23 protein-coding genes and 2 pseudogenes are annotated in these 26,006 nt (G+C 36.6%); 3 read left to right on the forward strand and 22 right to left on the reverse strand.

The features are described from left to right. Positions 1-10: 10 nt before the first annotated feature. From xylB to D4A81_RS11080, 8 genes and pseudogenes are all read right to left on the reverse strand, one after another. Positions 11-1,477, reverse strand: coding sequence for a xylulokinase (gene xylB / locus D4A81_RS11040; RefSeq protein ID WP_111523994.1), 1,467 nt, complete (start codon positions 1,475-1,477; stop codon positions 11-13). 34 nt (positions 1,478-1,511) lie between these two features. Continuing rightward, a pseudogene (locus D4A81_RS11045) lies at positions 1,512-2,997 on the reverse strand (L-fucose/L-arabinose isomerase family protein). Between the two features lie 13 nt (positions 2,998-3,010). After that, a complete protein-coding gene (locus D4A81_RS11050; RefSeq protein ID WP_242977563.1) occupies positions 3,011-3,460 on the reverse strand; it encodes a fibronectin type III-like domain-contianing protein in 450 nt (149 codons plus the stop codon). After that, a pseudogene (locus tag D4A81_RS11055) lies at positions 3,452-4,298 on the reverse strand (glycoside hydrolase family 3 C-terminal domain-containing protein); the annotation flags it as partial. The pseudogene D4A81_RS11055 and the gene D4A81_RS11050, both read right to left, overlap by 9 nt. Positions 4,299-4,956: 658 nt before the next feature. Then, entirely contained in the window at positions 4,957-5,394 is a 438-nt protein-coding gene (locus D4A81_RS11065) for a threonine/serine exporter family protein (protein ID WP_111523990.1), read from the reverse strand. 7 nt (positions 5,395-5,401) lie between these two features. After that, positions 5,402-6,175, reverse strand: coding sequence for a threonine/serine exporter family protein (locus tag D4A81_RS11070; protein WP_111523989.1), 774 nt, complete (start codon positions 6,173-6,175; stop codon positions 5,402-5,404). Between the two features lie 33 nt (positions 6,176-6,208). Beyond that, the gene (gene uvrB / locus D4A81_RS11075; RefSeq protein WP_111523988.1) at positions 6,209-8,176 is read right to left on the reverse strand and encodes an excinuclease ABC subunit UvrB; all 1,968 of its coding nucleotides are present in this window, start codon (positions 8,174-8,176) and stop codon (positions 6,209-6,211) included. A 106-nt stretch (positions 8,177-8,282) separates the two neighbouring features. After that, positions 8,283-9,230, reverse strand: coding sequence for a LysR family transcriptional regulator (locus D4A81_RS11080; protein ID WP_111523987.1), 948 nt, complete (start codon positions 9,228-9,230; stop codon positions 8,283-8,285). Between the two features lie 199 nt (positions 9,231-9,429). Between D4A81_RS11080 and D4A81_RS11085 the strand changes: the two genes are divergently transcribed. Continuing rightward, complete coding sequence (locus D4A81_RS11085) at positions 9,430-10,710, forward strand: L-cysteine desulfidase family protein (RefSeq protein ID WP_111523986.1); 1,281 nt, start codon at positions 9,430-9,432, stop codon at positions 10,708-10,710. Between the two features lie 18 nt (positions 10,711-10,728). Beyond that, positions 10,729-11,955 carry a dicarboxylate/amino acid:cation symporter gene (locus D4A81_RS11090; protein ID WP_111523985.1) on the forward strand — a complete coding sequence of 409 codons (1,227 nt, stop codon included), beginning with the start codon at positions 10,729-10,731 and terminating at the stop codon, positions 11,953-11,955. Positions 11,956-11,969: 14 nt separating this feature from the next. Here D4A81_RS11090 and D4A81_RS11095 read toward each other — a convergent pair whose 3' ends face one another. From D4A81_RS11095 to rpsB, 6 genes are all read right to left on the reverse strand, one after another. Further along, a complete protein-coding gene (locus D4A81_RS11095; RefSeq protein ID WP_111523984.1) occupies positions 11,970-12,833 on the reverse strand; it encodes a DMT family transporter in 864 nt (287 codons plus the stop codon). Then, complete coding sequence (locus tag D4A81_RS11100; protein WP_111523983.1) at positions 12,826-14,226, reverse strand: MATE family efflux transporter; 1,401 nt, start codon at positions 14,224-14,226, stop codon at positions 12,826-12,828. The genes D4A81_RS11095 and D4A81_RS11100 overlap by 8 nt, the downstream gene beginning before the upstream one ends. A gap of 23 nt (positions 14,227-14,249) precedes the next feature. Beyond that, entirely contained in the window at positions 14,250-14,975 is a 726-nt protein-coding gene (locus D4A81_RS11105) for a phosphatase (RefSeq protein ID WP_111523982.1), read from the reverse strand. A 1-nt stretch (position 14,976) separates the two neighbouring features. Beyond that, positions 14,977-15,201 (reverse strand): hypothetical protein, encoded by a 225-nt coding sequence (locus D4A81_RS11110; RefSeq protein WP_111523981.1) that lies wholly within the window; start codon positions 15,199-15,201, stop codon positions 14,977-14,979. 80 nt (positions 15,202-15,281) lie between these two features. Further along, on the reverse strand, positions 15,282-16,226 hold the full coding sequence (tsf, locus tag D4A81_RS11115) for a translation elongation factor Ts (RefSeq protein ID WP_111523980.1): 945 nt from the start codon (positions 16,224-16,226) through the stop codon (positions 15,282-15,284). Between the two features lie 92 nt (positions 16,227-16,318). Further along, a complete protein-coding gene (gene rpsB / locus D4A81_RS11120; protein ID WP_111523979.1) occupies positions 16,319-17,095 on the reverse strand; it encodes a 30S ribosomal protein S2 in 777 nt (258 codons plus the stop codon). A 273-nt stretch (positions 17,096-17,368) separates the two neighbouring features. On the opposite strand from rpsB, the gene D4A81_RS11125 reads away from it, so the two are divergent. Next, a complete protein-coding gene (locus tag D4A81_RS11125) occupies positions 17,369-18,757 on the forward strand; it encodes an ISNCY family transposase (RefSeq protein ID WP_119808311.1) in 1,389 nt (462 codons plus the stop codon). A gap of 52 nt (positions 18,758-18,809) precedes the next feature. On the opposite strand, the gene D4A81_RS11130 is transcribed toward D4A81_RS11125, so the two are convergent. The 8 genes from D4A81_RS11130 to ftsH all read right to left on the reverse strand — a co-directional run bounded on the left by D4A81_RS11130 (position 18,810) and on the right by ftsH (position 25,917). Continuing rightward, entirely contained in the window at positions 18,810-19,409 is a 600-nt protein-coding gene (locus D4A81_RS11130; RefSeq protein ID WP_111525973.1) for a rhomboid family intramembrane serine protease, read from the reverse strand. After that, the gene (locus D4A81_RS11135; protein WP_111525972.1) at positions 19,409-19,819 is read right to left on the reverse strand and encodes an HIT family protein; all 411 of its coding nucleotides are present in this window, start codon (positions 19,817-19,819) and stop codon (positions 19,409-19,411) included. Before D4A81_RS11135 ends, D4A81_RS11130 begins: the two co-directional genes overlap by 1 nt. Before the next feature lie 12 nt (positions 19,820-19,831). Continuing rightward, positions 19,832-21,175 carry a hypothetical protein gene (locus D4A81_RS11140; RefSeq protein WP_111525971.1) on the reverse strand — a complete coding sequence of 448 codons (1,344 nt, stop codon included), beginning with the start codon at positions 21,173-21,175 and terminating at the stop codon, positions 19,832-19,834. Positions 21,176-21,338: 163 nt separating this feature from the next. Continuing rightward, complete coding sequence (rpsR, locus tag D4A81_RS11145) at positions 21,339-21,608, reverse strand: 30S ribosomal protein S18 (RefSeq protein WP_111525970.1); 270 nt, start codon at positions 21,606-21,608, stop codon at positions 21,339-21,341. Positions 21,609-21,635: 27 nt separating this feature from the next. Then, positions 21,636-22,085, reverse strand: a complete 450-nt coding sequence (locus D4A81_RS11150) for a single-stranded DNA-binding protein (protein WP_111525969.1) — start codon at positions 22,083-22,085, stop codon at positions 21,636-21,638. A 23-nt stretch (positions 22,086-22,108) separates the two neighbouring features. After that, positions 22,109-22,396: a 30S ribosomal protein S6 gene (gene rpsF, locus D4A81_RS11155; protein WP_111525968.1), complete on the reverse strand. Its 288-nt coding sequence runs from the start codon at positions 22,394-22,396 to the stop codon at positions 22,109-22,111. Between the two features lie 413 nt (positions 22,397-22,809). Then, positions 22,810-23,944, reverse strand: a protein-coding gene (gene prfB / locus D4A81_RS11165) for a peptide chain release factor 2 (RefSeq protein ID WP_111525974.1) whose coding sequence is annotated in 2 segments (ribosomal slippage) — positions 22,810-23,868 and positions 23,870-23,944 — 1,134 coding nt in all. Because the reading frame shifts where the segments join, the coding sequence is not laid out codon by codon here. A gap of 161 nt (positions 23,945-24,105) precedes the next feature. Continuing rightward, a complete protein-coding gene (ftsH, locus tag D4A81_RS11170) occupies positions 24,106-25,917 on the reverse strand; it encodes an ATP-dependent zinc metalloprotease FtsH (RefSeq protein ID WP_111525967.1) in 1,812 nt (603 codons plus the stop codon). Positions 25,918-26,006: the final 89 nt, after the last annotated feature.

Raw genomic sequence — 26,006 nt, forward strand, 5'->3', positions numbered from 1 at the left:
ATCGCCATCCTTATAAAATCTCTTTAAATATTCCTTTCAATGCAGGATATATCTTTTTAAACCTTTTGTATCTCTCCTCATATTTTACCACAAGATCGGCTTCAGGTTCTATTTTTTCTTTAATTTTTATTATAGATTTTGTAGCTGCTTCTACACTTTCATATTCCCCACAGCCTACTGCTGCAAGTATGGCAGCACCAAATCCAGGACCTTCTTCACTTACAGGCACTTCCACTTCTACATTCATAATATTTGCTACAAGTCTTTTCCAAAGTGGACTCTTAGCACCGCCACCGCATATCATGGTTTTCTTTATTTCTATACCTAGACTTCTTGCCACCTCCAAAGAATCTCTAAGGCCAAAGGTAACACCCTCAAGTATTGCAAGTGTCATATCCTCTCTTCTTGTATCCATACTCATTCCGACAAATGTGCCTCTTGCCGCAGGATCGTTGTGAGGAGAACGCTCTCCCATAAGATATGGTAAAAAGAACACCTTGTTTTCTCCAAGATTATCTATATTCTCCTGCTCTGCGGCAAATTCCTTGGTCTTTAAGATATCCTCCATCCACCATTTATTACAGGAAGCCGCACTGAGCATACATCCCATAAGGTGATAATTTCCATCTGAGTGATCAAATGAATGAAGTGCATTATATTTATCCACTCCAAAGTTTTTACTTGAAATAAATATAGTACCGGAGGTTCCAAGCGAAATATTGCAGGCACCATCTCCCACTGTACCGGTGCCTATAGCTGCTGCCGCATTATCTCCAGCCCCGGCTATTATCTTTATATCTTCATTCAGTCCCAGTTCTTTTGCAATCTCCGACTTTATATCTCCCACAACCTCATAGCTTTCATAAAGCTTTGGAAGCATACTTTTTGAAATACCACATATTTCAATCATCTCAGATGACCATTTTTTGTTCTTGACATCCAAGAGAAGCATGCCTGAAGCATCTGAATAATCTGTGCAAAAACTTCCACTCAGCATATAGCTGATATAATCCTTTGGAAGCATTATTTTTGAAATTTTTTCAAAAATTTCCGGCTCATTCTTTTTTACCCAAAGTATCTTTGGAGCTGTAAAACCGGCAAATGCAATATTTGCTGTAAGTTCTGAAAGCTTTTCCTTTCCAATAACATTGTTTAAATAATCTGTTTCCTCTGTACTTCTACCATCATTCCAGAGTATTGCAGGTCTCAATACATTGTCATCCTTATCCAAAATTACAAGTCCATGCATCTGTCCACCAAAGCTGATACCTGCTATTTTTTCAGCTGCACCAACTGAAATCTCCCTTAGACCTTCCTTTACTGCCAAAAACCAGTCTGTAGGATTTTGCTCACTCCATCCCGAATGTGGAAAATCTAGCGGATATTCTTTAGACACAGATTTTACAAGTTCACCCTTACTATCCATCATTACAAGCTTTAAGGCTGAAGTTCCCAAATCAACACCAATATAATACATACTCATCTCCAATCTTATCATTCACTGATATATTTTATGCAAACGGATTCTCGCTCTTATATAGTACACCCTTTGGATGATTATAATCAATATCCTCCAATGGAACTCCTATATATTTAAACACTTCATAGAGTGCCTTTCCAAATTTACCAAAAACTACTGCACCATGGTGAGGATAATTTTTCTCAATAAGAACATGGCGATAAAATCTTCCCATCTGGCTTATTGCAAAAACACCTATAGATCCGAAAGATCTTGTTCTTACAGGTAAAATCTCTCCCTCTACAATATATGCTCTAAGCTTACCATCTGCAGTACTTTGCAAGCGATAGAATGTAATACTTCCCGGAGCCAAGTCTCCCTCAAGTGTACCATTGGTAACCTCTTCAGGTAGAGATCTTGCCATAATTAGCTGATTTTTCATTTCTCTAAATGAAAGTTTTTTTTGCATTTGTATTTCCACAGTGGAATCCCATAAATGTTTCTTTATGCTCATATGGGAAGCTACCCTTTATATCAGTCTCATACATATCTGCCGGTACATTATTATTGATATCTAGTAATGTCACTATATCGTCACTCACTACTGTACCTATATATTCGCTCAATGCTCCATATATATCCACCTCACATGATACCGGTATACCTCTTCCTGTAAGTCTTGAATTTACATAGCATGGTACAAATCCGAACATTGTCTGGAATGCAGGCCAACATTTTCCGGCTATTGCAACATATTCTCTATAACCCTTATGTGCCTCCAACCAGTCAAGCAATGTCAACTCATATTGTGCAAGCTTTGGAAGTATTTCCGGTTTATTATTGCCGTCTCCAAGTTCTTTTTCCATATCTGCTACTACCTGTGGTATTCTCTCATCATTTTCATGCTTTAAAAAGCTCTCGTACAGATCAAGCTCTGAGTTCTCCTCTATCTCCACGCCGAGCTTATATAGCTGTGAAATAGGTGCATTACATGCTAGGAAATTATTTGGTCTTGGTCCAAAACCTATTATTTTTAATTTTCCAAGCCCTATAACAGCTTTTGCAATAGGCCTAAAGTCTGCTATCATATCTGCACATTCTGCAGCTGTACCTATAGGATATTCCGGAATATATGCTTTCACTCCTCTAAGTGCCAAATTGTAGCTTGCATTTAGCATACCACAATACGCATCCCCTCTTCCCTGAATAAGATTATCTCCACTTTCTTCTGCTGCACCTATTATCATTTTAGGTCCATCAAAATGTTTTGCCAATAAGCTCTCACTTATTTCAGGTCCGAAGTTTCCAAGATAAACAACCAATGCATTACAACTATTCTTCTTTATATCCTCTAATGCCTGAACCATATGTATTTCACTTTCAACTATACATATAGGACATTCGTAGATATCATCATTTCCATATTTACTGCTATAAGCCTCCATTAAAGCCTTTCTCCTATTTACTGAAAGACTCTCCGGGAAGCAATCTCTACTTACAGCTACTACACCTATTTTTAACTTTGGCAAATTAATCATATTTCCTCTTTTCTTAGATAAGCCAATCCATATCAATACATTTACATTTTTTCTTAGTCAATCTTTCACTCAAAACATCCGGAGCACTGAGTCCTATATATATTTTTGAGCTTTTTCCGTCAGTGATAAATTGACCTTCATTATCTACTACCTTAAATGCATCTTCGTTTATTTTCAATTCAATTATTGCTCTTTCACCTGATGATATTGCTATCTTTTCAAATTCGACCAAGGTAGGATTTAGGGCCGCATATTTTGAATCATTTTTTACATATACTTGAACTACATCTTTTGTAGCTCTGCCTCTATTTGAAATCTCTACTCTCAAGTTCAATCCCCTACTCCTATTAGGGCTCTCATCTAAAATATCTACTGCCTCCAAATATGTATCTCCATAGTTTAGGCCAAATCCAAATGGGAAGAGAGGTTCATCTTTTAAATATCTATAGGTCCTATTCTCCATAGAGTAATCTTCAAAATCAGGCAGACAATCTGTGTCTTTATATATTGTTATAGGCAATTTTGCACTCGGAGAAACCTCTCCAAAGATTATATTTGCAAGTGCTGCCTCCCATAGCACCTGGATACCAGGTTTGTAAAAGAGCATTTGCATTTTGTGCTATTCTCAAATCCATAGCACTTCCGGAAAAAATGCTCACAATCATTGGCTTGTTTAAATTTAAAAGTGCATCCAGCAGTATTTGCTGTGGCTTTGGCAATAAAAGATCTTTCTTATCACCTGAAAAATAGGCATTTCCCGTATCTCCCTCTTCCCCCTCAAGTGTTTCATCCAGCCCCAGGCAAAGAACAATTACATCACAGTAATCAGCTACGCTTAAAGCCTCTGATATTCTGTCATAAGGCTTTGCAGACAATACTTCACTTTTTTCACTACTTAACTCACATCCTACAGAATACAGAACTCTTATGTCTTCTCCTACATAATCTTGTATTCCTTCCAATGCCGTAATATATCTTGAAGCTGTGCCATGGTAGTTCCCATCCAAAGATCTTCTTGAATTAGCGTTTGGTCCTATTACACCTATTGTTTTTATTTTTTCTTTATTTAACGGCAAGATACCATCATTTTTTAGTAAAACAATGCTTTCCTCAGCTACCTCTCTTGCCAAATTCAGATGTTTTTTTGATTCTACTTCAAGATAATCAATTTTATCAAATTTATTTTCATCAAATATAAATCCTTTTGAATATGTCAATGCCGGAATATATGATTTTTCTTGTGGAGAACTGGGAAGCGGAAATGAAAATGGAGTAGCTACAGCTAGAGATGGTATAAGCATTGTAGGATTCAAAAATATTGATTTTACAGATATAGGTTCTGATACTATTACTCTTGATATCTTTGCACTTACTGATGACCCCTACGAATTTGAAATCTATAGAGGTGATGATATAAGTAATAGTGTTTGTATAGGAAAATATATTTATCAGAAACCTAAAATTTGGAATGTATATCAAAAAATTACCTGGAAACTAGATGAAACGCTTACAGGCATAAACTCTATTTTCTTTTTGCTAAAGGCAAAAGTTCATATCAAAGGTTTTATATTTGACATATATAATAAAGTAAAATATTTCCTTAATGCAAGTTTTATAGATAATATATATGGTGACAGTTATACTATTTCTGGTGAAAAAATCCTAAATATCGGAAATAATGTAACTCTAGAATTTAATAATCTTGATTTTAGTGAATATAATACAGACAGTATAACTATATATGGCAGCACTCCACTTCAAAAGACCGGTATTTTACTTGAAATATGTAACTACAAGGATACCTATAGAGAAATGCTATACTTTGAAAACGCAAAAAAAAATAAAAGCTTTACCATTCCAAAACTGGACAGTAAAGCCGACATAAAACTGATTTTCCTTCCCGGGTCAAATTTTGACTTCTATGGTATCAGCTTTATATAGTGTATATCCCCAAATATCTCATTTGATTTTTGGGGATGTTTTTTTTGGTAAATGCAACTTAAATACTGAATCCACAAAAAATATTGCAAGTGCTATAGAGCCTGCAATTTTTAATGCCTCATTCATATAAAAACTCAAATTTGAGGACTCTCTTATAAATGCATATGCACATCTGTATATTGAGCCTCCCGGTACTATTGGCAATATTCCAGGAATCAAAAAATTACTTACTGGTGCCTTCAAAACTCTAGCAAGTATATGTGACATAGTAGCAATACAGAGTGCAGAAACTAAGGCAGCAATTTCTACCCTATTTGCTACCATATCCATTACAAGATATACAGCCCAACCTACCATTCCTGTAAGTCCTGCCTGTACCATATATTTTTTTGGCAACTCTATCATAATGCAAAAAGCTACCACTGCAATAAATGCACCAATTATTTTAAAAAGCATACTTTCCTCACAAAATCACATATGCAAGTGCCACACCTACAGCCACTGCAAAAGCTACCACTCCAGTTTCAAGTCCTCTACTGACACCTGCCGTATAATCTCCATTTAGAGTATCTCTCATAGCAGTAGTAAATATTACTCCCGGAACTATTGGCATTATTCCACCTATTATCACTAAATCCAGATTTATATTAGGCAGTAGAAATCTTTGAAATCCTACCGCTGTTAGAGCCATAGATAGTGTTGAAATCATATTTAAAAAGAATGAATTAAAGCCAAAGGGTATCAAAGCCCACTGGGTAATTGCCATTGCAAGTCCTGCTATACCGGCAACCATGCAGTCTGTAAAATCTCCACCAAGCATCATAGTAAAAAAAAGTGCTACACCCACAAAGGACAGACCATATAAGACTCCCGTAAACTGCCTTACATTCTTTATCTGCTTTATCTCTTCATACGCCTTGTATATATCTATTTTCCCTGCACTTAGAGCCCTTGATACATTATTTATTAAATATATTCTATTTATATTTGTAGTTCTATCAGGTACTCTCTTTGACATAGTGATAAGTCCTTCATCACTGTCCAAAGTCAAGGTAATACCTGTTGCCAGAACGAAGGCAGTATGTGATTCACATTTTGAATAATCTAAAATTCTATTCATAGTATCTTCCACCCTGCTGATTTCTGCTCCGGCTATAAGCATAGTTTCTCCTGCAAGCATGGCAGTCTCTGCTACCACTCTTTCAAGACTTTTTGACGTATTTTTTTTTTCTACCACTTTCTCTTCTCCATTATATTATTTTTAGAGTATTTATAAGCTTGCACGTAACTCACTTATTTTATCACGCAATAGTGCCGCATTTTCAAAATCCAGCTCTGCTGCCGCCTTAAACATTTTTTTCTCAAGTTCTTTTATAAGTTTATTTATCTCAGCTTTATCCATAGACTCTATATCTTTATCAATAGTGGATACGCTCTCAGCCGCCTTTGATATGGCTATCAAATCTCTGACTGCTTTCTTTATAGTAGTAGGGGTGATTCCATGCTCCTTATTGTAGGCTTCCTGAATACCTCTTCTTCTATATGTCTCATTAATCGCAGCCTTCATAGAGTCTGTCATATTGTCGGCATACATTATCACATGTCCATCTGCATTTCTTGCCGCTCTACCTATGGTCTGAATCAAAGAGGTTTCACTCCTTAGAAATCCTTCTTTATCTGCATCAAGTATAGCCACCAGAGTAATCTCCGGTATATCCAAACCCTCACGTAAAAGATTGATACCTACAAGTACATCAAACTTATCAAGTCTCATATCCCTGATAATCTCAGCCCTCTCCAAAGTATCAATATCAGAATGTAAATATCTTACCCTGATACCTACATCCTTCATATATTCAGTTAGATCCTCCGCCATTCTCTTAGTAAGGGTGGTAATAAGGATCTTATTCTTTTTTTCTATTTCTTTATTCACTTCACCTATTAAATCATCTATTTGACCTTCTACCGGTCTCACACTTATAGGCGGATCCAAAAGTCCGGTAGGTCTGATAATTTGCTCAGTTCTAAACATCTCATGCTCTTTTTCATATATGCTTGGAGTAGCTGATACAAAAAGCATTTGATCTATCTTTGACTCAAACTCTGAAAACTCCAAAGGTCTGTTATCCAGTGCTGATGGCAGTCTGAAACCATAGTTTACCAAAGTCGTCTTTCTTGATCTGTCACCTGCATACATTCCCCTCACCTGTGGAATTGTAATATGTGACTCATCCACAATAATAAGAAACTCATCTTTGAAGTAATCTATCAATGTATATGGGGGTTCACCCGGTTCTGAACCTGTTAGATGTCTGGAATAATTTTCTATTCCCGAACAAAATCCTGTTTCTCTCATCATTTCCACATCAAAATGTGTTCTTTCATCTATTCTCTGAGCCTCTATCAGCTTATCCTCTGATTTGAAGAACTTTACTCTCTCCTCACATTCTTCAAGTATATGTTCTGTAGCTATTTTCATCTTCTCAGGTGCAACAACATAGTGAGAAGCCGGAAAAATTACAGCATGAGAGAGCTCCGCCAAAATATTTCCTGTCAAAGTATCTATCTCAAGTATCCTGTCTACTTCATCTCCAAAGAATTCAAATCTGAGTGCTGTAGATGTTGAGGCTGCCGGAAATACTTCAAGTACATCTCCACGCACACGAAAAGTACCACGATGAAAATCCATATCATTTCTGTCATATTGCATATCTATCAGCTTTCTTATGACATCATCTCTATCTCTTTCCATTCCCGGTCTCAAAGATACTACCATCTCCTGATAGTCTATAGGACTACCAAGTCCATATATGCAAGATACTGAAGCTACTATTATAACATCTTTTCTTTCTGAAAGAGATGCTGTAGCAGAATGCCTAAGCTTATCTATTTCATCATTTATTGCAGAATCTTTTTCTATATATGTATCTGTAGAAGGAACATATGCCTCGGGTTGATAGTAATCATAGTAAGAAACAAAGTACTCTACAGCATTTTCAGGAAAGAACTCCTTAAACTCTCCATAGAGCTGTGCTGCCAGCGTCTTATTATGTGCTATTATAAGTGTAGGCTTTTGTAATTTTTGAATTACATTTGCCATTGTAAAAGTCTTACCTGAGCCTGTAGCACCCAGCAATGTCTGAAACTGATTTCCTTCTTTAAACCCATTTACCAATGCTTCTATTGCTTGAGGCTGATCTCCTGTAGGCAAAAATTCTGAATGTAATTTAAATTCCATTATTTTAACCTTCCTATCTAGTGGCAAACAGCCAACCTGCAAAAATTATAGCATGTGATAAAATAAAAGTATAGTGCAAAGAACATATGTTCTTATCTTATTTTATTTATAAATCCTTAAATACTATATCCTGATATTTATTGGTAACCTGAAGTATGCTTGCCTGCTTTTTCAAAAGATTTATGAAGCTCTCCATCTGTCTATTTACAAACTTATCCTTCTTGTGTAACACTTGATAATTTACCTTTATATCAAATTCTCTTATAGGTAAAATCTTCAAAACATCATCTCTTAATTTTGGCTCTATCAAAAATCTTGGTAACACTGAATATCCCATATTGTTGCAAAGCAGCTTGATAATAAGATTTGTATTCTGTGATTCTATAATCGGTGCTATTCCAAATCCAAGGTCTGATAATTTACTCTCCAATATATACCTGTAACTGGAATTCTTTTCTGTAAGTATACATGGATACTTTAAAATTTCCTCCAGATCAATTTCATTTTTACCTACCATAGGATGCTTTTTTGAGGCACAAAATACCACATCAGTTGTTATTTGTACATCAGCAATAAAATCTCGTGAAACACAGGGCTTATCCAATAAAAGCATTATATCAATATTGTTATGCCTTACTCCCTCAAATAATTCTGCCGGAGTACATACGCTAACCTCCACAGATACATTTGGATTCTTTTCATAAAATTCTGCCAGCACCTGTGGAAATAATGTATCACATATAGAGTCAATGGTTCCTATTCTTATCTCTCCTGTAAGAGGATCGCCCTTTCTTATAAGAGATTCTTTTACTTCCTCGTTTAACATCAGTATTTTTTCAGCATAAGGATAAAATTGTTTTCCCTGATCTGTCAAACGAACCTGCTTACCTAATCTGTCAAAAAGTTTTATGCCCAGATCAAGTTCTAATTGTTGTATCTGTATGGAGACAGCTGCCGGCGAATACCCAAGTATCATAGAAGCTTTATAAAAGCTCCCTGACTCCGCTATTTTTAAAAAGGTATTCAGCTTTTTTAAATCAATAAAATTTTCCATATTTTCCCTCATTATTTGTTTGCTACTATATCATCATAAAATATAGTAAATATAATCGTATAATTGCATTTATTTTTATTGAATTATACATTTAGTTTTTTAAGATTTACATTTTATATATAGGACTACTATACTATAGATATATAATTTTTGCCATCACAATATTAAATATGGCAAACTAATAGGAGCGTTTTATTTTATGAATAAAGACGATATAAGGTATACAACTTATGTTCAAATATTGAAAGAAGAACTTATACCTGCTATGGGTTGTACTGAACCTATAGCATTGGCTTATGCGGCAGCAAAAGCAAGAGAAGTATTAGGTAAATATCCACAAAAAGTGCTTGTTGAAGCCAGTGGCAGTATTATCAAGAATGTAAAGAGCGTTATTGTTCCTAACACCGGACATTTAAAGGGTATACCGGCAGCAGTGGCGGCAGGCATAGTGGCAGGTGATGCAAATAGGAAGCTGGAAGTTATCTCAGATGTAGATGATAGTAAAAAAAGTGAGATTGCAAGCTTTCTAAAAAATATAGAGATTGATGTACTACCCTTGGATATGGGGTATATATTTGATCTTATCATTACACTTTTTTATGATTGTGATTGTGTAAAGGTTCGTATAGTAAATCAGCACACAAATATAGTGCTTATTGAGAAAAATAATGATATAATTCTAGAAACAGAAATAGAAAATAATTCCGTATCAGGTAGTGCTGACAGAGATCTGCTCACTATGGAAGGAATATGGGATTTTATCAATTCAATGGATGTTTCGGATGTAAAAGATACTCTGGACAGACAGATATTTTATAATACATCCATATCTGAAGAAGGACTATTAGGAAATTATGGTGCAAATATCGGCTCAGTTTTATTAAATACCTATGGCAATGATATAAAGGTTAGAGCAAAGGCAAAGGCAGCTGCAGGTTCTGATGCCAGAATGAATGGATGTGAGCTTCCAGTCATTATCAACTCAGGCAGTGGAAATCAAGGCATTACTTGTTCTATTCCGGTTATAGAATATGCCAAGGAGCTCAAAGTATCTAAAGACAAGCTCTATCGTGCTTTGGCACTTTCAAATCTCACTTCTATCCACCAAAAGCATGGTATAGGCACTCTTTCAGCCTATTGTGGTGCAGTAAGTGCGGGTGCAGGTGCAGGTGCAGGTATTGCCTATCTTACAGAGGGCAGTCTTGAATCTGTCGAACATACTGTAGTTAATACTCTTGCAATCGTATCCGGTATAGTATGCGATGGTGCTAAGGCATCATGTGCCGCCAAAATAACTTCTTCTGTAGATGCCGCTATTATGGGCCTTAGTATGTACAAAGATGGTCAGGCATTCCATGGCGGTGACGGTATTGTAATGAACAATATCGAAGAAACTATCAAAGGTATTTCAAAGATAGGTAAAGATGGCATGAGGGAAACCAATAATGAAATAATAAAACTCATGGTAGAAAACAATTAAATCTTAGGAGGATTTTTTATGAAAAAGAATGGTATTTTGAACAGTCTTCCATTTCGACTGTTACTTGCACTTGTAATAGGTATTGTTGTAGGGCTTTTCCTTAACAAGAGTGATACAAGTGCTATCTCAGTTGCACTGCTTAATATTATAGTGACTGTAAAATACATTGTAGGACAGTTTATAGGTTTTTGTATTCCGCTTATTATCATAGGTTTTATTGCTCCGTCTATTACAAGGCTTGGTAGCAATGCTTCAAAAATACTTGTAGTAGCTCTGATAATAGCCTATATTTCTTCAATCGGTGCAGCATTTTTTGCTACAGCCTCAGGTTTTATAATACTTCCACATATGAGTATCACCCCTGATGTTGAGGGGCTTAAGGAATTGCCACAACTTGTATTCCAGCTTTCCATACCTGCTATAATGCCTGTTATGAGTGCTCTTTTCTTCTCAATAATGGTAGGACTTGCAGCGGCATGGAATAGAAGTGAACTAATTACCGGAGTTTTGGAAGAATTTCAAAAGGTTGTACTAAGTATAGTAACAAAGTTTGTTATTCCTGTTCTTCCTGTTCTTATCGGTACTACCTTTGCTACTCTCGCATATGAAGGAAGTATCACAAAGCAATTACCTGTTTTCCTTGTTATTATCATTATGGTAATGATAGGTCACTATATATGGCTGGCACTACTTTATCTTATCGCAGGTGCTTATGCAGGTGCAAATCCTCTGGATATAATAAAGAACTATGGACCTGCATATATGACTGCAGTAGGTACAATGTCAAGTGCCGCTACACTTTCAGTTGCTCTGGAATGTGCTAAGAAATCAGAGCCACCGCTTCGTGATGATATGGTAAATTTCGGTATTCCACTATTTGCAAATATTCATCTTTGCGGCTCTGTTATGACTGAAACATTTTTTGTAATGGTAGTTTCAAAAATGCTTTATGGAGAATTCCCTTCTCCGGCAAAAATGATTCTATTCTGCATTCTTCTTGGTGTATTCGCTATAGGTGCACCTGGAGTTCCGGGAGGTACAGTAATGGCTTCTCTAGGTCTTATAACCGGAGTTCTTATGTTCGATGAGACTGGAACTGCACTCATGCTTACCATCTTTGCTCTACAGGATTCATTTGGTACAGCTTGTAATGTAACCGGAGACGGTGCCTTGACACTTATACTTACCGGATATGCAAAAAAACATAATATTGAACCGCAAAATCTAGGAAATATACTTGAGTAAAATAAAAAAGTCCCTTAGGGGACTTTTTTATTATTATACATCCATTTCACTACAGCCATGGCAATGATTATTGTATATCCTATAAAGCTTAATCTGTCCGGAATCTGACCTACAAATATAAATCCTAAAAGTGCTGAATATATAACCTGTGTATAGTCATATACCGCTATTTCCTTTGCCGGAGCATAGCTATATGCCTTTGTTACGCATATCTGACCTATCATAGCACCACATCCGGCTAAAATAAGCATTGAAAGCTGCATGGGTGTAGGTGTTACATAGTTCATAAGCATAATAGGAATAATAGCAATCGTAGAGAAACTTGAAAAGAAGAATACTATAAATACTCCATTTACTCCATTACCTGTAAGCTTTCTCACCAAAGTATAAGCAATACCTGCCATCATTCCACCTGTAATACCTATCAAAGCCGGAAAAAATGTAAAGCTTGCTCCGGGCTTAGCTACAAATATCATTCCAATAAAGGCTATGGCGGTAGCTATAATATCTACTATTCCCGCCTTTTCCTTTAGTATTATAAATCCTGCTAATATTGCAAAAAATGGACTCATTTTGCTAAGTATTGATGCATCTGCTATATTCATATGGTCTATAGCATAGAAATTGCAAATAATTCCTGCCATACCACAAGTAGATCTAAGTAATAATATCCCCAGATTCTTACTATCTATCGACTTGGATCCTCCACTTTTCATAAGCATAAAGAATGCCACGAATGCAGCAATCAGATTTCTAAAAAACACCTTTTCAAATGTGGGCAAATCTCCTGCCAGTCTTACAAAAAGTCCCATAAGGGCAAAGCCGAATGCAGCTCCAAGTATATACAATATTCCTATTTTTTTATTATATTTATTCATAACGAAATTTTTCTCTTATCTGTCTATATTCAAACACCTTTTTCAACTTATTTATACAGTGTAAAAATCCCGGAATAAGGAACATATCCGCCACCACCCATGCAAGTGGAGATCCCATACATGCTGCAACAAAACCAAAGCTTTTAACTCCTACAAAACCCACTAGACCTCTTGCAAACATCTCACATACTCCTGAGAGTATTGCAAACATCGGAAATCCCATTCCCTGAATAGAATTTCTCCATACATTTACAAAAATAAGTGCAAAATAAAATCCCGAATTCCACAAAAGGAATATTCTCGCCTTATCTACTACATCAGTCTTTGCTGCATCTACAAAGAGCTTTGGTAATTCTCCTCCAACGAATATCATAAAAACAAATACAGCAACTGCATATATTATACCTATTATTGTAGCCACCCTTACGCCTTCTTTTACTCTGTCAAGCTTTCCGGCTCCTACATTTTGACCGCAGTAGGTAGCCATAGCCATACCAAGAGCATCTGTTACAGCTACACAGAAGCTGCTTATCTTACTTCCGGCTGTAACTGCCGCTACTGTCACCGCACCCAAACCATTAACTGCTGCCTGCAAGATAACTGAACCTATGGCAGTTATAGAGTACTGCAATCCCATAGGTACTCCCATAGCTAATAAAATCTGTATATGTCTGCCTGAAACTGCGGCTTCTCCTACTTCTAATTTTAATATACGGAATTTTTTAACCATATATATTACACATAGTATACCTGAAACAAGCTGTGATATAACTGTCGCATATGCCGGTCCTGCCACACCCAGTCCTATATATTTTATAGAAACAACATCTAAAATTATATTTAGTATTGCAGCCAATATAAGAAAATACAGTGGTGTTTTAGAATCTCCCAATGCCCTTATAATCCCCGCTGTCAAGTTGTAAAGATACATTACCGGTATACCTATAAATACAATAATAATATAAATATAGGCTTCATCTAAAATTTCCAAAGGTGTATTTGTCAATATCAATATTGTTCTGGTGAGCAGGCATACTATGGCGGTAATAAATACAGAGAAAAATATCCCCATATAAACTGCATTCATAGTAAACTTTCTCATCTCACTATAATCTTTTGCACCGAATTTCTGTGCTATAGGTATTGCAAATCCTGCTGTGTTTCCAATAACAAAACCATTTACCATGAAAAATATGGCACCTGTGGAACCCACAGCTGCCAATGAATTAACACCCAAATACTTACCTACCATTACAGTATCAACCATGCTGTAGAATTGTTGAAATAATGTTCCGATAAGCATAGGTATAGTAAATGCCAGTATAAGTTTTAGTGGATTACCACAGGTCATATCTGTGATTCCCTGTGTCTTCTTTTGTATATCCTTTTCCATAACTACCTCAAGCAAAATAATACTTACATATCATCAATATTTTTGTTCAAAACCATCTTCAGCTTTTCCATACTGTTGTTTAAAACCAGTTCTTCTGGAAAATCCATCTGATTTAATAACAGATCACAGTTTTCAAATCCCCCTACATAATCTGCAAAATGACTATCTGTATTACATATTATAGATGTACCATGCTTCTTTGCAGCTTCAATCAACTTTATGGCATTTTCTCTGCCATTTAATCTTGCAGAATTGGGATTTAATGATGAATTATTAAGTTCAAGGACAATACCCCTCTTCTTAGCTTCTTTAGCCAACTCATCATGATCTATCGGATATCTACCGTCATCCGGATGTCCTATTATTTTTACATATGGATTTGACATTACACCAAAGTATGCATCCATATTTTCCTGTAATGTTCCGGGATCTCTGCAAATGGTATGTAAACTTGCTATAGCATAATCGAGTCTCTTTAGAATATCATCTTCAATATCCAAGTTGCCCTTAAAATCCATTATATTTGCTTCTACTCCTCTAAGTATCAGCATATCCTTATATCTTCTTGGAATTACTTTAAAATTCATGAAATATATATTTTTAAAAGCTCCAGGTACAGCCTCACTATGATCTGAAAATCCATATGCCAAAAGCCCCTTTGCCACGGCTTCATCCATATTTTCCTTTAATGTAGAGTATGCATGTCCACTAGCTATAGTATGCGTATGCAAATCAAATAAAAATTTCATATTATTTCTTAAACATATCTCCCAACTTATCCATAGCATTTGAAATGCCAATCTTTGTAATCTGTTCCTTTACTCCTGCTACCACAGAATCCAACTGTCCATCAGGTATATCAATACCTGTAATACTCTCTATTGTCTTTTCAGGATCCTTTGTAATATTTGTTAAAAGTGCAGGATCTGCCTTTGCCTTATTTACTATATCTGTTACAATTTTTGCTATATCCATATTTTCTCCTTTTTGTACAACTAAAGCCAAGACTATATGCTATCTTGGCTCTAGTGAATAAACTATATTATCAGTATGTATTAGTTACCTGACATCTGCTTTGCAACTTCCTCAGCAAAGTTCTCGCTCTTCTTCTCAAGACCCTCACCTGTCTCGAATCTAACGAATCTCTTAATAGAAATCTTAGCATTGTTTGCCTTTGCAACCTCATCAATGTAAGCTGCTACAGACTGCTTTCCATCTGCTGCTTTTACATAAGCCTGGTCAAGAAGGCAAATTTCCTTCAGCTCTTTCTTGATTCTTCCCTCGATCATACCCATTATAACCTTCTCAGGCTTTGAAGCTTCTTTAGGATCGTTCTGAATCTGAGCTAAGAGAATTTCTCTCTCCTTTGCAAGGTACTCTGCATCAACTTCCTTGTCTGAAGTATACTTTGGATGAAGTGCTGCAACCTGCATTGCCACATTCTTTGCCATCTCCTTAATGTCATCGTTTACAACATCAGTTATAACATCTACAAGAACACCTATCTTTCCACCACCATGGATGTATGAAACTACGCAACCGTCATTCTCTTCTACTTTCTCGAATCTTCTGATTGACATATTCTCACCGATGATTGAAATCATACTTGAAAGCTTCTCAGCTACTGTAAGGCTAGGATCAAGCTCCCACTTCTCATTAAGGAATGCCTCTACATCATTTGCACTTGTCTTTAATGCCTGTGCTGCAACCTCTGCAACATAAGTTCTGAACTTCTCATTCTTTGCAACAAAGTCTGTCTCAGCATTTACTTCAAGTACAACAGCCTTCTTTGCATCATCACTAACGCAAACATCTACGATACCTTCAGCTGCTATACGACCTGCCTTCTTCTGTGCTCCTGCAAGTCCCTTCTCACGAAGGAAATCAACTGCTGCATCCATATCTCCATCAGTTGCAGCGAGGGCCTTCTTACAGTCCATCATTCCTGCACCTGTCATCTCTCTCAATTCTTTTACCATTGCTGCTGTTACTGCTGCCATTGTAAAACCTCCTAAACTTTTATAAATATGACAAGTTGCAAAGCGGTAAAAATCCTCTTTGCAACCTGCCTATAACTCAAATCTCTTTAAAATTAGAACTGTCTGTCGTCCAAAGCTTCCTTCTCAGGTGCGAATATCTCGCCCTCAAGAGCATCCTCAGCAACATCATCTGATGTTGAAAGAATCTCACCCTGATTTGCCTCGATAACTGCATCTGCCATCTTAGCTACTATAAGTTTTACAGCACGGATTGCATCATCATTTCCAGGAATAAGATAATCAAGCTCATCTGGATCACAGTTCGTATCACAGATACCGATAAGTGGAATACCTAAAGTATGAGCCTCCTGAACACATATTCTCTCCTTCTTTGGATCTATAATAAATATAGCGTCAGGAATGTTCTTCATATCCTTGATACCACCAAGGTTTCTCTCAAGCTTTTCCCATTCCTTCTTTAACTGGATAACTTCCTTCTTTGGAAGTAAATCAAATGTACCATCTTCGCTCATCTCTTCTAACTGACGAAGTCTCTTGATTCTTGACTGGATTGTCTTAAAGTTTGTAAGCATTCCACCAAGCCATCTCTCGTTAACATAGTACATTCCACAACGCTCTGCCTCTTCCTTGATAGCATCCTGTGCCTGCTTCTTTGTTCCTACGAAAAGAATTTTTCCACCATCCTTAGCTATGTCTGACATAGCATTGTATGCTGTATCAACCATACCTACACTCTGCTGAAGATCTATAATATGGATACCATTTCTCTCTGTGTAGATATATGGAGCCATCTTAGGGTTCCATCTTCTTGTTTGATGTCCAAAGTGAACACCTGCCTCAAGTAACTGCTTCATTGAAATAACACTCATTGTTTTTCTCCTTTGGTTTTTCTTCCATCAGGCTTAAGAAAAGGACCTATGGCACCACCTTCCTTATTCACCTGATGTGCTCATTTAGCTATAAAATTCTATCATAATATTCGTCTGATTGCAACTCTTCTTTTTCACCGCCCAGGTACATATAAGCCATAAATGATAAAGTCCTAGTATACCACAAATAAAAATGTCCCACTTATGGTAGAATACTATTTTGTATATTCTAACACTAGGAGGAACTGACTTATCAGAAAGGTTATTTTATCAATGGATGAACAAAGAAAGTATGAAGTTATCAAAGGTCTGGTAGATCACCCCGATACAGCTAACAAGGATAGAGCTGCTCTTATCCTAGGATGCACCAAGAGGCATATAAACCGTATGATACAAGGTTATGTTAAAGATGGTAAGGCATTCTTTATTCATGGTAACAGAGGTAAGAAGCCGGCTACCACTATCTGCCCTGATGTCAGAAGTCAAGTTCTTGATCTATATAGAACTAAATACTACGAGGCTAACTTTGAACACTATACAGAGCTTCTAAAAAAGCATGAAGGCATAAGTATCTCCTCTTCCTCTGTAATGAGTATTTTGGAGTCAGAGTACATTCTATCTCCAAAGGCTACAAAAGCTAAGCGTAGACGCATTAAGCAAACTCTCAGAGCTAAGAAGGAAGCTACAACATCAAAAAAGGAATTATCACAGATACAAGCTAACTTAGTAGCAGTTGAAGATGCTCACAGTCGTCGTCCAAGATGTGCTTATTTTGGCGAATTGCTTCAGATGGATGCTACCCCTTATGAATGGGTACCGGGACAGATATGGCATCTACATTTGGCTATTGATGATGCCTCAGGTGTTGTCACAGGTGCCTGGTTTGATACTCAGGAAACTCTTAATGGATACTACCATGTATTTGAGCAGATTCTTACTGATTATGGTATTCCTTATAAGTTTCTTACTGATAAACGAACTGTATTTACTTACAAGAAAAAAGGTGCCTTATCTGACGACAAAGACACCTATACACAGTTTGCATACGCCTGTAAGCAACTTGGCACACAGCTTGAATCAAGCAGCGTACCACAGGCTAAAGGACGTATAGAACGATTGAATCAGACTTTACAGTCACGCCTGCCTATTGAGTTTAGACTCGCAGGCGTAACCGATATCCATAAAGCCAATGAATTCATTTACCACTACATAAAAGAATTCAATGAGAAGTTCGCACTTCCACTTTATGGTATCAAATCTGTCTTTGAAACGCAACCATCTAAAGAAAAAATAAATCTTACTTTGGCGGTTTTAACTGAGAGAACTGTTGATGCCGGACATGCGATTCAATTCGAGAAGAAATTTTATAAGATGATAGATAATAAAGGATTGCAGACCCATTATCGAAAAGGTACCAAGGTTATGCTTATCAAGGCATTTGATAGGTCTATGTTTGTGTGCGTAAATGACAAAGATATTTATGCACTGGAAGAAATACCGGCTCATGAGCATAAATCTAAGGACTTGGACGCTGACTACAAACAGCCAAAACCTAGAAAGCCTTATATACCTCCAATGAACCATCCTTGGAGATTGGATGCCTTTAATAAATTCGCACACTCACAGCCACACAGAATTGAAGAAGACATAAAAAGTGCATAATAAAAGCCCCTTTGTGGGGGCTTATAAATTAATTATTTTGGGACATAATCATTTATGCTTGACACTCTTCTTTTTCACCGCCCAGGTACAATACCAAACATAATAAAAATCCACTTATTGCACCTGCTACATGTGCAATATTATCCACACCTGTAGTTCTAAAACCTGCATATAACATCAACGCAAGTGAAACTACAATTTGATAAAGACTCAAATCTCTTATTCTACCTCTATTTACAAGCAATGCATATAACAAAGCTCCAACTATACCAAATATGGCTCCTGAAGCCCCAGCACTGACAGCCACATCTCCACTAACAGATTGTACCCAGTCAGAGGCTATATTTGCAAAAACTCCTGCAAGCATATAAATAATAAAAAATCTGATATGTCCTACTATATCCTCTAACTTGCTTCCAAGGATAACTAATATCATCATATTATTGACTATATGCTCTATTCCAAAATGCATAAACATGGAGGTAACAAGTCTATAGTACTCTCCACTTCTAATATTTGTCGTAAATGCAGCTCCATATTTGAGCATCACCATTGTATCTGTTGAGCCACCATGTGTTTCAAGAAACAAAAAATATATAACATTAATAACTATAATACTTATAGTAATGTAATTTCTTTTACTAATACCCATTATCTAATATTCTCTGATATTTTCTTCGCAGTTTCTTTTTGTGCTTCATTGTCAGCCTCTCTCGGAGTCCAACTTACTATCCTTGATGCATCATCATATCTTGGTATAACATGAATATGGCAGTGAAAAACAGTCTGACCTGCACTCTCTCCTGTATTTGCCAATGTATTAAATCCGGTGGCACCTAAAGCAGTCATTGTAGCCTTTCCAAGTTTTGCTGCTAAAGCAAGAGCCTTTCCTGCTATATCTTCATTTAATTCAGTGATATCTCTAGCATGAGACTTCGGTAAAATAAGCATATGTCCCTTACTTGCCGGTGATAAATCCAGTATTACTCTAAAATTCTCATCTTCAAAAACTGTATTTGATGGAATCTGTCCATCAGCTATTTTACAAAAAATACAATCCATTTCTACCTCACATCAATCATTATTTACCCATTCAGGCTCCAGCGGTGTTTCAAAGCTGCCCCTTATATTGGTATCACCATCTATCGCCACCAATATACCTGCTGAATTAGTCTTATATTCCACCTTGTCAGCATCCTTAACCTTTCCATTTGAAACAATTTTCCCTGAAGCATTTACTACGTAATTTGTTATACTACTTCCATTATCATTAGGTACTGAAAAAACTTGATACTTCATATACTCATTTGCTCTCACAAGTCTTCCCTTATAATAAAGCTTGTGATCCTTTGTTCCCGTTATACCCTTTCCTGTTGAAGTTTGAAAGAAGTATTCCTCCGACTTTCCTAAATCATTCTTTACAGTTTGCTTACCCTTTATCAAATAGCACTGTGAACTTTCGCCAAAGTAATATGCCGCATAACTGTTTCCTTGATAAACTTTTTGAATTCCATATACCGGTGTTCCGTTTTTATCAAATAAATACTGCTTACCATCAATTTTCACCAAATCACTCACATTCAAATTATCAGTTTTTGAAGCATAAGGTTCTCCTGTTGATGAGAAGTAGAACCATTCAACCAGATTATTATAATTACCCAATAGTTCATCAGGCGGTTGTATGGAATACCATCCGGTTCTTACAGTGCCGTCCTCATTCATATATTTAAAGTCTTTTATAGAGGGATTTGATTTACCGGTTATCTGTATCCACCCTGTAACAAGCTCTCCATTTTCGTCAAAGGCATATCTTACTCCATCTATCTTTTTCTCACCATATTTAGCTCCCTTTGACAATACCGGCTTAAACTTCTTTCCGGTATTTGTAAAATAAAACCATTTTTCCAAAGAGGATGAATTTGGAGTAACTCTCACTTCCTCACTGTCCGGTGGCATAAGCTTACACCATCCTGTCACCATAGTTCCATCACTATTTATATAATAGTCATTATCCAGTATCCAGCCTGTAAGCATCTTCCCTTCATCATCAAAGTAATAGTATTTGTCATTAATAATCTTCCAGTTTCCCTTAACTGCCTTGCCACCACTCTGGAAGTAAGCCCAATACTCACCATTTCTATCTTTCAGTTTTTTCCAGCCTTCTACTATAAGTCCCTGTTCATCCACATAATATTTGTCATCATCTACCCAACTGTTGGTAGCCATAACTCCGTTGTCACTTAGATAACGCCATTTATCATCAGCGCCTTTTTTCCACTCATTTGACAATTTATAATTGTTTTTATCCAGATAGACCCAATCTGAGCCTGATTTTGACCAGCCTTCTGCATAAGTATTGTTTGGCATCGCCAAAACAAAGCCGAAAGCAAAAAGTGATAAAAGTATCTTCTTTTTCATATTTACTCCATTATATTTTATGTTTAGCTAAAATTATTATTAAGTCACATTACAATATATTATACACTACAGGCATGGTTTTTTTCTTACGATTACATTAACTAACATAAAAACCCGTTTCTGTCTAAGACAAAAACGGGTTTTGTTATATTTTTTGTAAATCTTATTCTACAACATAAGGAAGAAGAGCTATATGTCTAGCTTTCTTGATAGCTACTGTAATTTCTCTCTGATGCTTAGCACAGCTTCCTGAAATTCTTCTTGGAAGGATTTTTCCTCTCTCTGAAATATATTTTCTAAGAGTTGCCACATCTTTATAATCAATAGCCTTTTCCTTATCACCACAGAATGCACAAACTTTCTTTCTCCTGCGTAATCCGTTAGCAGGTCTTCTTCTAGAGCCTTCTGCTCTATCAGCCTTGTTAAATGCCATGATAAAGTCCCCTTTCTTTATTTTAACCTAGTTAAATGGTAGACCCTCGTCATCAACTCCATCCGGTATATTCATAAATCCATCTGTACTTGCTGATGATGGTGATGGTCTTGTAGAAGCCTGATAGCCACTACCGCTATCACTTGCTCCCTTACTATCTGCAAATTCCTGAGTGTCTATAATAACCTCAGTTGTATAAACCTTTTGACCTTCTTTATTGGTATAACTTCCTGTCTGAATACGACCTGAAATTAACACTCTCATACCCTGTCTAAAATACCTCTCTGCGAACTCGCCTGCTTTATCAAATGCAACACATGGTATAAAGTCTGCGGTCTGTTCTGACGAATCTCCGCCACGCTTAAATACTCTGTCTACAGCAAGTGTATATCTTGCGATAGCCATTGATCTTTCTCCACTGGAATATCTTACTTCCGGGTCTCTTGTTAGTCGTCCCATTAATATGGCTCTGTTCATACAATCTCTCCTTTATATTAAGCTTACTGCTTAACGACTAGGTATCTCACAACTGATTCCATAATGCGGATATTTGCCTCAATTTCATTAGGGCAATTATTATCCTCTGACTGGAACTTAATGAAATAGTAGAATCCTTCTTTTTGTTTGTTAATGTCATAGGCAAATCTCTTCTTACCCCAGTCATCAACATTTTCAATGCTTCCACCAAATCTTGTGATGTAATTTTGAACTTTCTCTAGAGCTTCAGCTCTGGCATCATCTTCAAGCTTACCATTAAGCACTAATGCTAATTCATATGTACTTGTCATTTCTTACCTCCTCTTGGTCTCTGGCCTTTGATATCAATATCAAAAGCAAGGATTATGTGTCACAGTACTTAATAATATCATATATAATTTGGTATTGCAAGTGTCTTTTCATTGTTTACACACTATTCGCTTTTATAAAGATTTTTATGAGAGATTTGTAAAAATCGGAGATTCTCCTAAGATTATATTGGTTTATATACTGGATAAAGATTATATTATGTCCAATTCATCCTTTTTTGAAACAGCAATTTATGTTTATAGAGGAATAAACGAGGACGACTTTAATAAAAAAGGACCTGAATATAAACATTATCTCAACAATATGTTTTTATTAAGTTAGGCTCTAAAAGATAAAACCTAAAACCGCCTGTGAAAACAAACTCTTTTCACAGACGGTTTCTTTATTTTCTACATTATTCATCCCCCGCATTCCTTGCAGGGCATCCAAGACTTTGCCAAGTAAGGTATGCAATAATAAACTTATCAATATCTCCGTCCATTACCGCAGTTACATTTCCACTTTCCGCTCCGGTTCTGTGATCCTTTACCATTGTATACGGTTGCATTACATAGGAACGAATCTGATTTCCCCAGCCTATGTCCTTTACATCGCCTCTAATATCTGAAAGCTTCTCAACATTTGCCTGCTGCTTTAACATAAAGAGCTTAGCTTTAAGCATCTGCATAGCCTTGTCCTTATTTTGGAACTGACTTCTTTCGTTCTGACATTGTACTACCACACCTGTCGGTATATGTGTAATTCTTATAGCTGAAGAAGTCTTGTTGATATGCTGACCACCAGCACCTGATGAACGATAAGTATCTATCCTCAAATCATCCGGATTGATATCCACATCAAGGTCTTCTTCTATATCCGGCATAATATCACAGGACACAAATGAGGTCTGGCGCTTTCCTGCCGCATTAAAAGGTGAAATACGCACAAGTCTGTGTACACCATGCTCACTTCTAAGATAACCATATGCATTCATACCATTTATCTGTAATGTTACAGACTTTATTCCTGCCTCATCACCCTCCAACATATCTAAAACCTCTACACTGTAGCCTTCTTGGACAGCCCATCTTGTATACATTCTGTAAAGCATTGAACACCAGTCACAAGACTCAGTTCCGCCTGCACCTGCATTAAGTTTCATGATGGCATTTGAAGAGTCATATTCACCTGTAAGAAGTGTAGCTATCTTCAATTCGTCTATTTCTTTTGTAAACGCTTCAAGCATACCTTCTATCTCAGGTATAAGACTCTCATCATTTTCCTCATATCCCATCTCTATAAGGACCCCTATATCTTCGTATTCAGACTTTAACTTATTATATTTTTCGACAGTATCCTTGAGCTGTTTTGCCTCTTTTACTATCTTGGTACTCTCCTTTGGATCGTCCCAAAATGTAGGCTCCTCCATAGCACGATCAAGCTCAATTATCTTTTTCTCCTTACCGTCTAAGTCAAAGTGAATCCCTCACTTCCAGCAATATTTTTTCGTAGGATTGTAATGTGGTTTTAAAACCATCTAATTCTACCATTTGCTCACCCACTTTCATATTATTCTAAATATCCAAATGAATATCAACGACATTATATTAAAATTTTAAGATTATGTAAACAGCAAGTATATATGCTGATATATTTTATACAAAATAAAAACTGCCACCACTTAAATAAATATATGTGGCAGCAGTTTATCTTATCTATTTAGTATCTCCATAAACTCATCACCTGTGATAGTTTCCTTCTCATACAGAAAATGAGATATTTCTTCAAGTTTCTCTCTGTTTTCCATAAGTATCTGTGCAGCTTTCTCATGTTGAGATTTAACAAGTTCTACAACCTGCTTATCTATAGCAGCAGCTGTCTCAGCTGAAGCCGCCAAAGAAGTATCGCCTCCAAGGTATCTGTTTGTAACGGTCTCAAGTGCTACCATATCAAAGTCCCTACTCATTCCATATCTGGTAATCATAGCTCTTGCCAGTTTGGTAGCCTGCTCTATATCATTTGAAGCTCCTGTGGAAACATCACCGAATACAACTTCCTCTGCCGCTCTTCCACCTGTAAGTGTAGCTATTTTATTCTCAAGTTCAGTTTTTGTCATAAGATAGTGATTACCCTCATCCACTTGCATTGTATACCCCAGTGCTCCGGAAGTTCTTGGAATAATCGTTATCTTGGTAACAGGTGCCGAATTAGTCTGCTTTGCAGCCACAAGTGCATGTCCAACCTCATGGTATGATACTCTCCACTTCTCAGCATCCGTCAAAATAGAATTTTTCTTTTGATATCCCGCAATAACTACCTCAATGCTCTCTTCCAAATCAGACTGATTTACAAACTTTCTATTATCTCTAACTGCTCTAAGTGCAGATTCATTTATTATATTGGCGAGTTCTGCACCTGAGGCACCTGAAGCCATTCTTGCAATAATCTTAAAATCCACATCATCTGAAATTTTTATTTTCTTTGCATGAACTTTGAGTATTTCCTCTCTTCCCTTAAGATCAGGAAGTTCTACAGGCACTCTTCTGTCAAATCTTCCCGGTCTTGTAAGTGCCGGATCCAAAGCATCCGGTCTATTGGTTGCTGCAAGGATAATAACACCTGAATTACCCTCAAAACCGTCCATCTCTGTCAAAAGCTGGTTGAGAGTCTGCTCTCTCTCATCATTTCCACCTATCTGACCGTCTCTTTTTTTACCTATTGCATCTATCTCATCAATAAACACTATACATGGTGCTTTTTCCTTTGCCTGTTTGAAAAGGTCTCTTACCTTGGAAGCACCCATACCTACAAACATTTCAACAAACTCTGAACCCGACATTGAGAAAAAAGGAACGTTCGCCTCACCTGCTACAGCCTTTGCAAGCATAGTCTTACCGGTTCCCGGAGGTCCTACAAGGAGTATACCCTTTGGCATAGAAGCACCTATATCCTTGTATTTATTTGGATTATGCAAATAATCTACAATCTCAGTAAGATTCTCCTTCGCCTCATCCTCACCTGCCACATCCTCAAACTTAATTCCCTCAGAAGATTTAACATATACCTTGGCACCTGATTTACCCATATTTCCAAACATCAAAGAGTTTGCGCTGCTCTTGTCAGTCATTCTCTTTGTAATTCTATTCCAAATAAAATAAAATATTGCCATAGGAATAATCCAGCTAAGAATTGCATCCATCAATGGTGAGTCTTTTCTCACTATCTCACTTGAAAACTGTACTCCTGCATCATGTAATCTGTCTGTAAGCCCCGGATCATACATAAGTCCTGTCTTATATACAGTCTTATCGTTAGTTCCTGCAAAAAGAATTTGATTTGTCTGTATATCAACTTTTGATATCTCTTTATTCTCCGTCATGGTCATAAATGTACCATAGTCCACTTGCTTTATCTGCCCTTCCTTTATAAATGGAAGTACCATAAAGTTTATTGCCGTCATTATTATCAATACTATAACATAATAATATATGAAAGGTTTCCTGCTCCTTGGGTCTTCTACCATATTACCTCCTATACTTTATACTGCTTAAAACTATTCAGCTCTTATAATAACCACTAATAAAATCGGTTGTTAGCACTATATCATACTGA

This window comes from Lachnoanaerobaculum umeaense (assembly GCF_003589745.1).
Lineage (GTDB): Bacteria > Bacillota > Clostridia > Lachnospirales > Lachnospiraceae > Lachnoanaerobaculum > Lachnoanaerobaculum umeaense.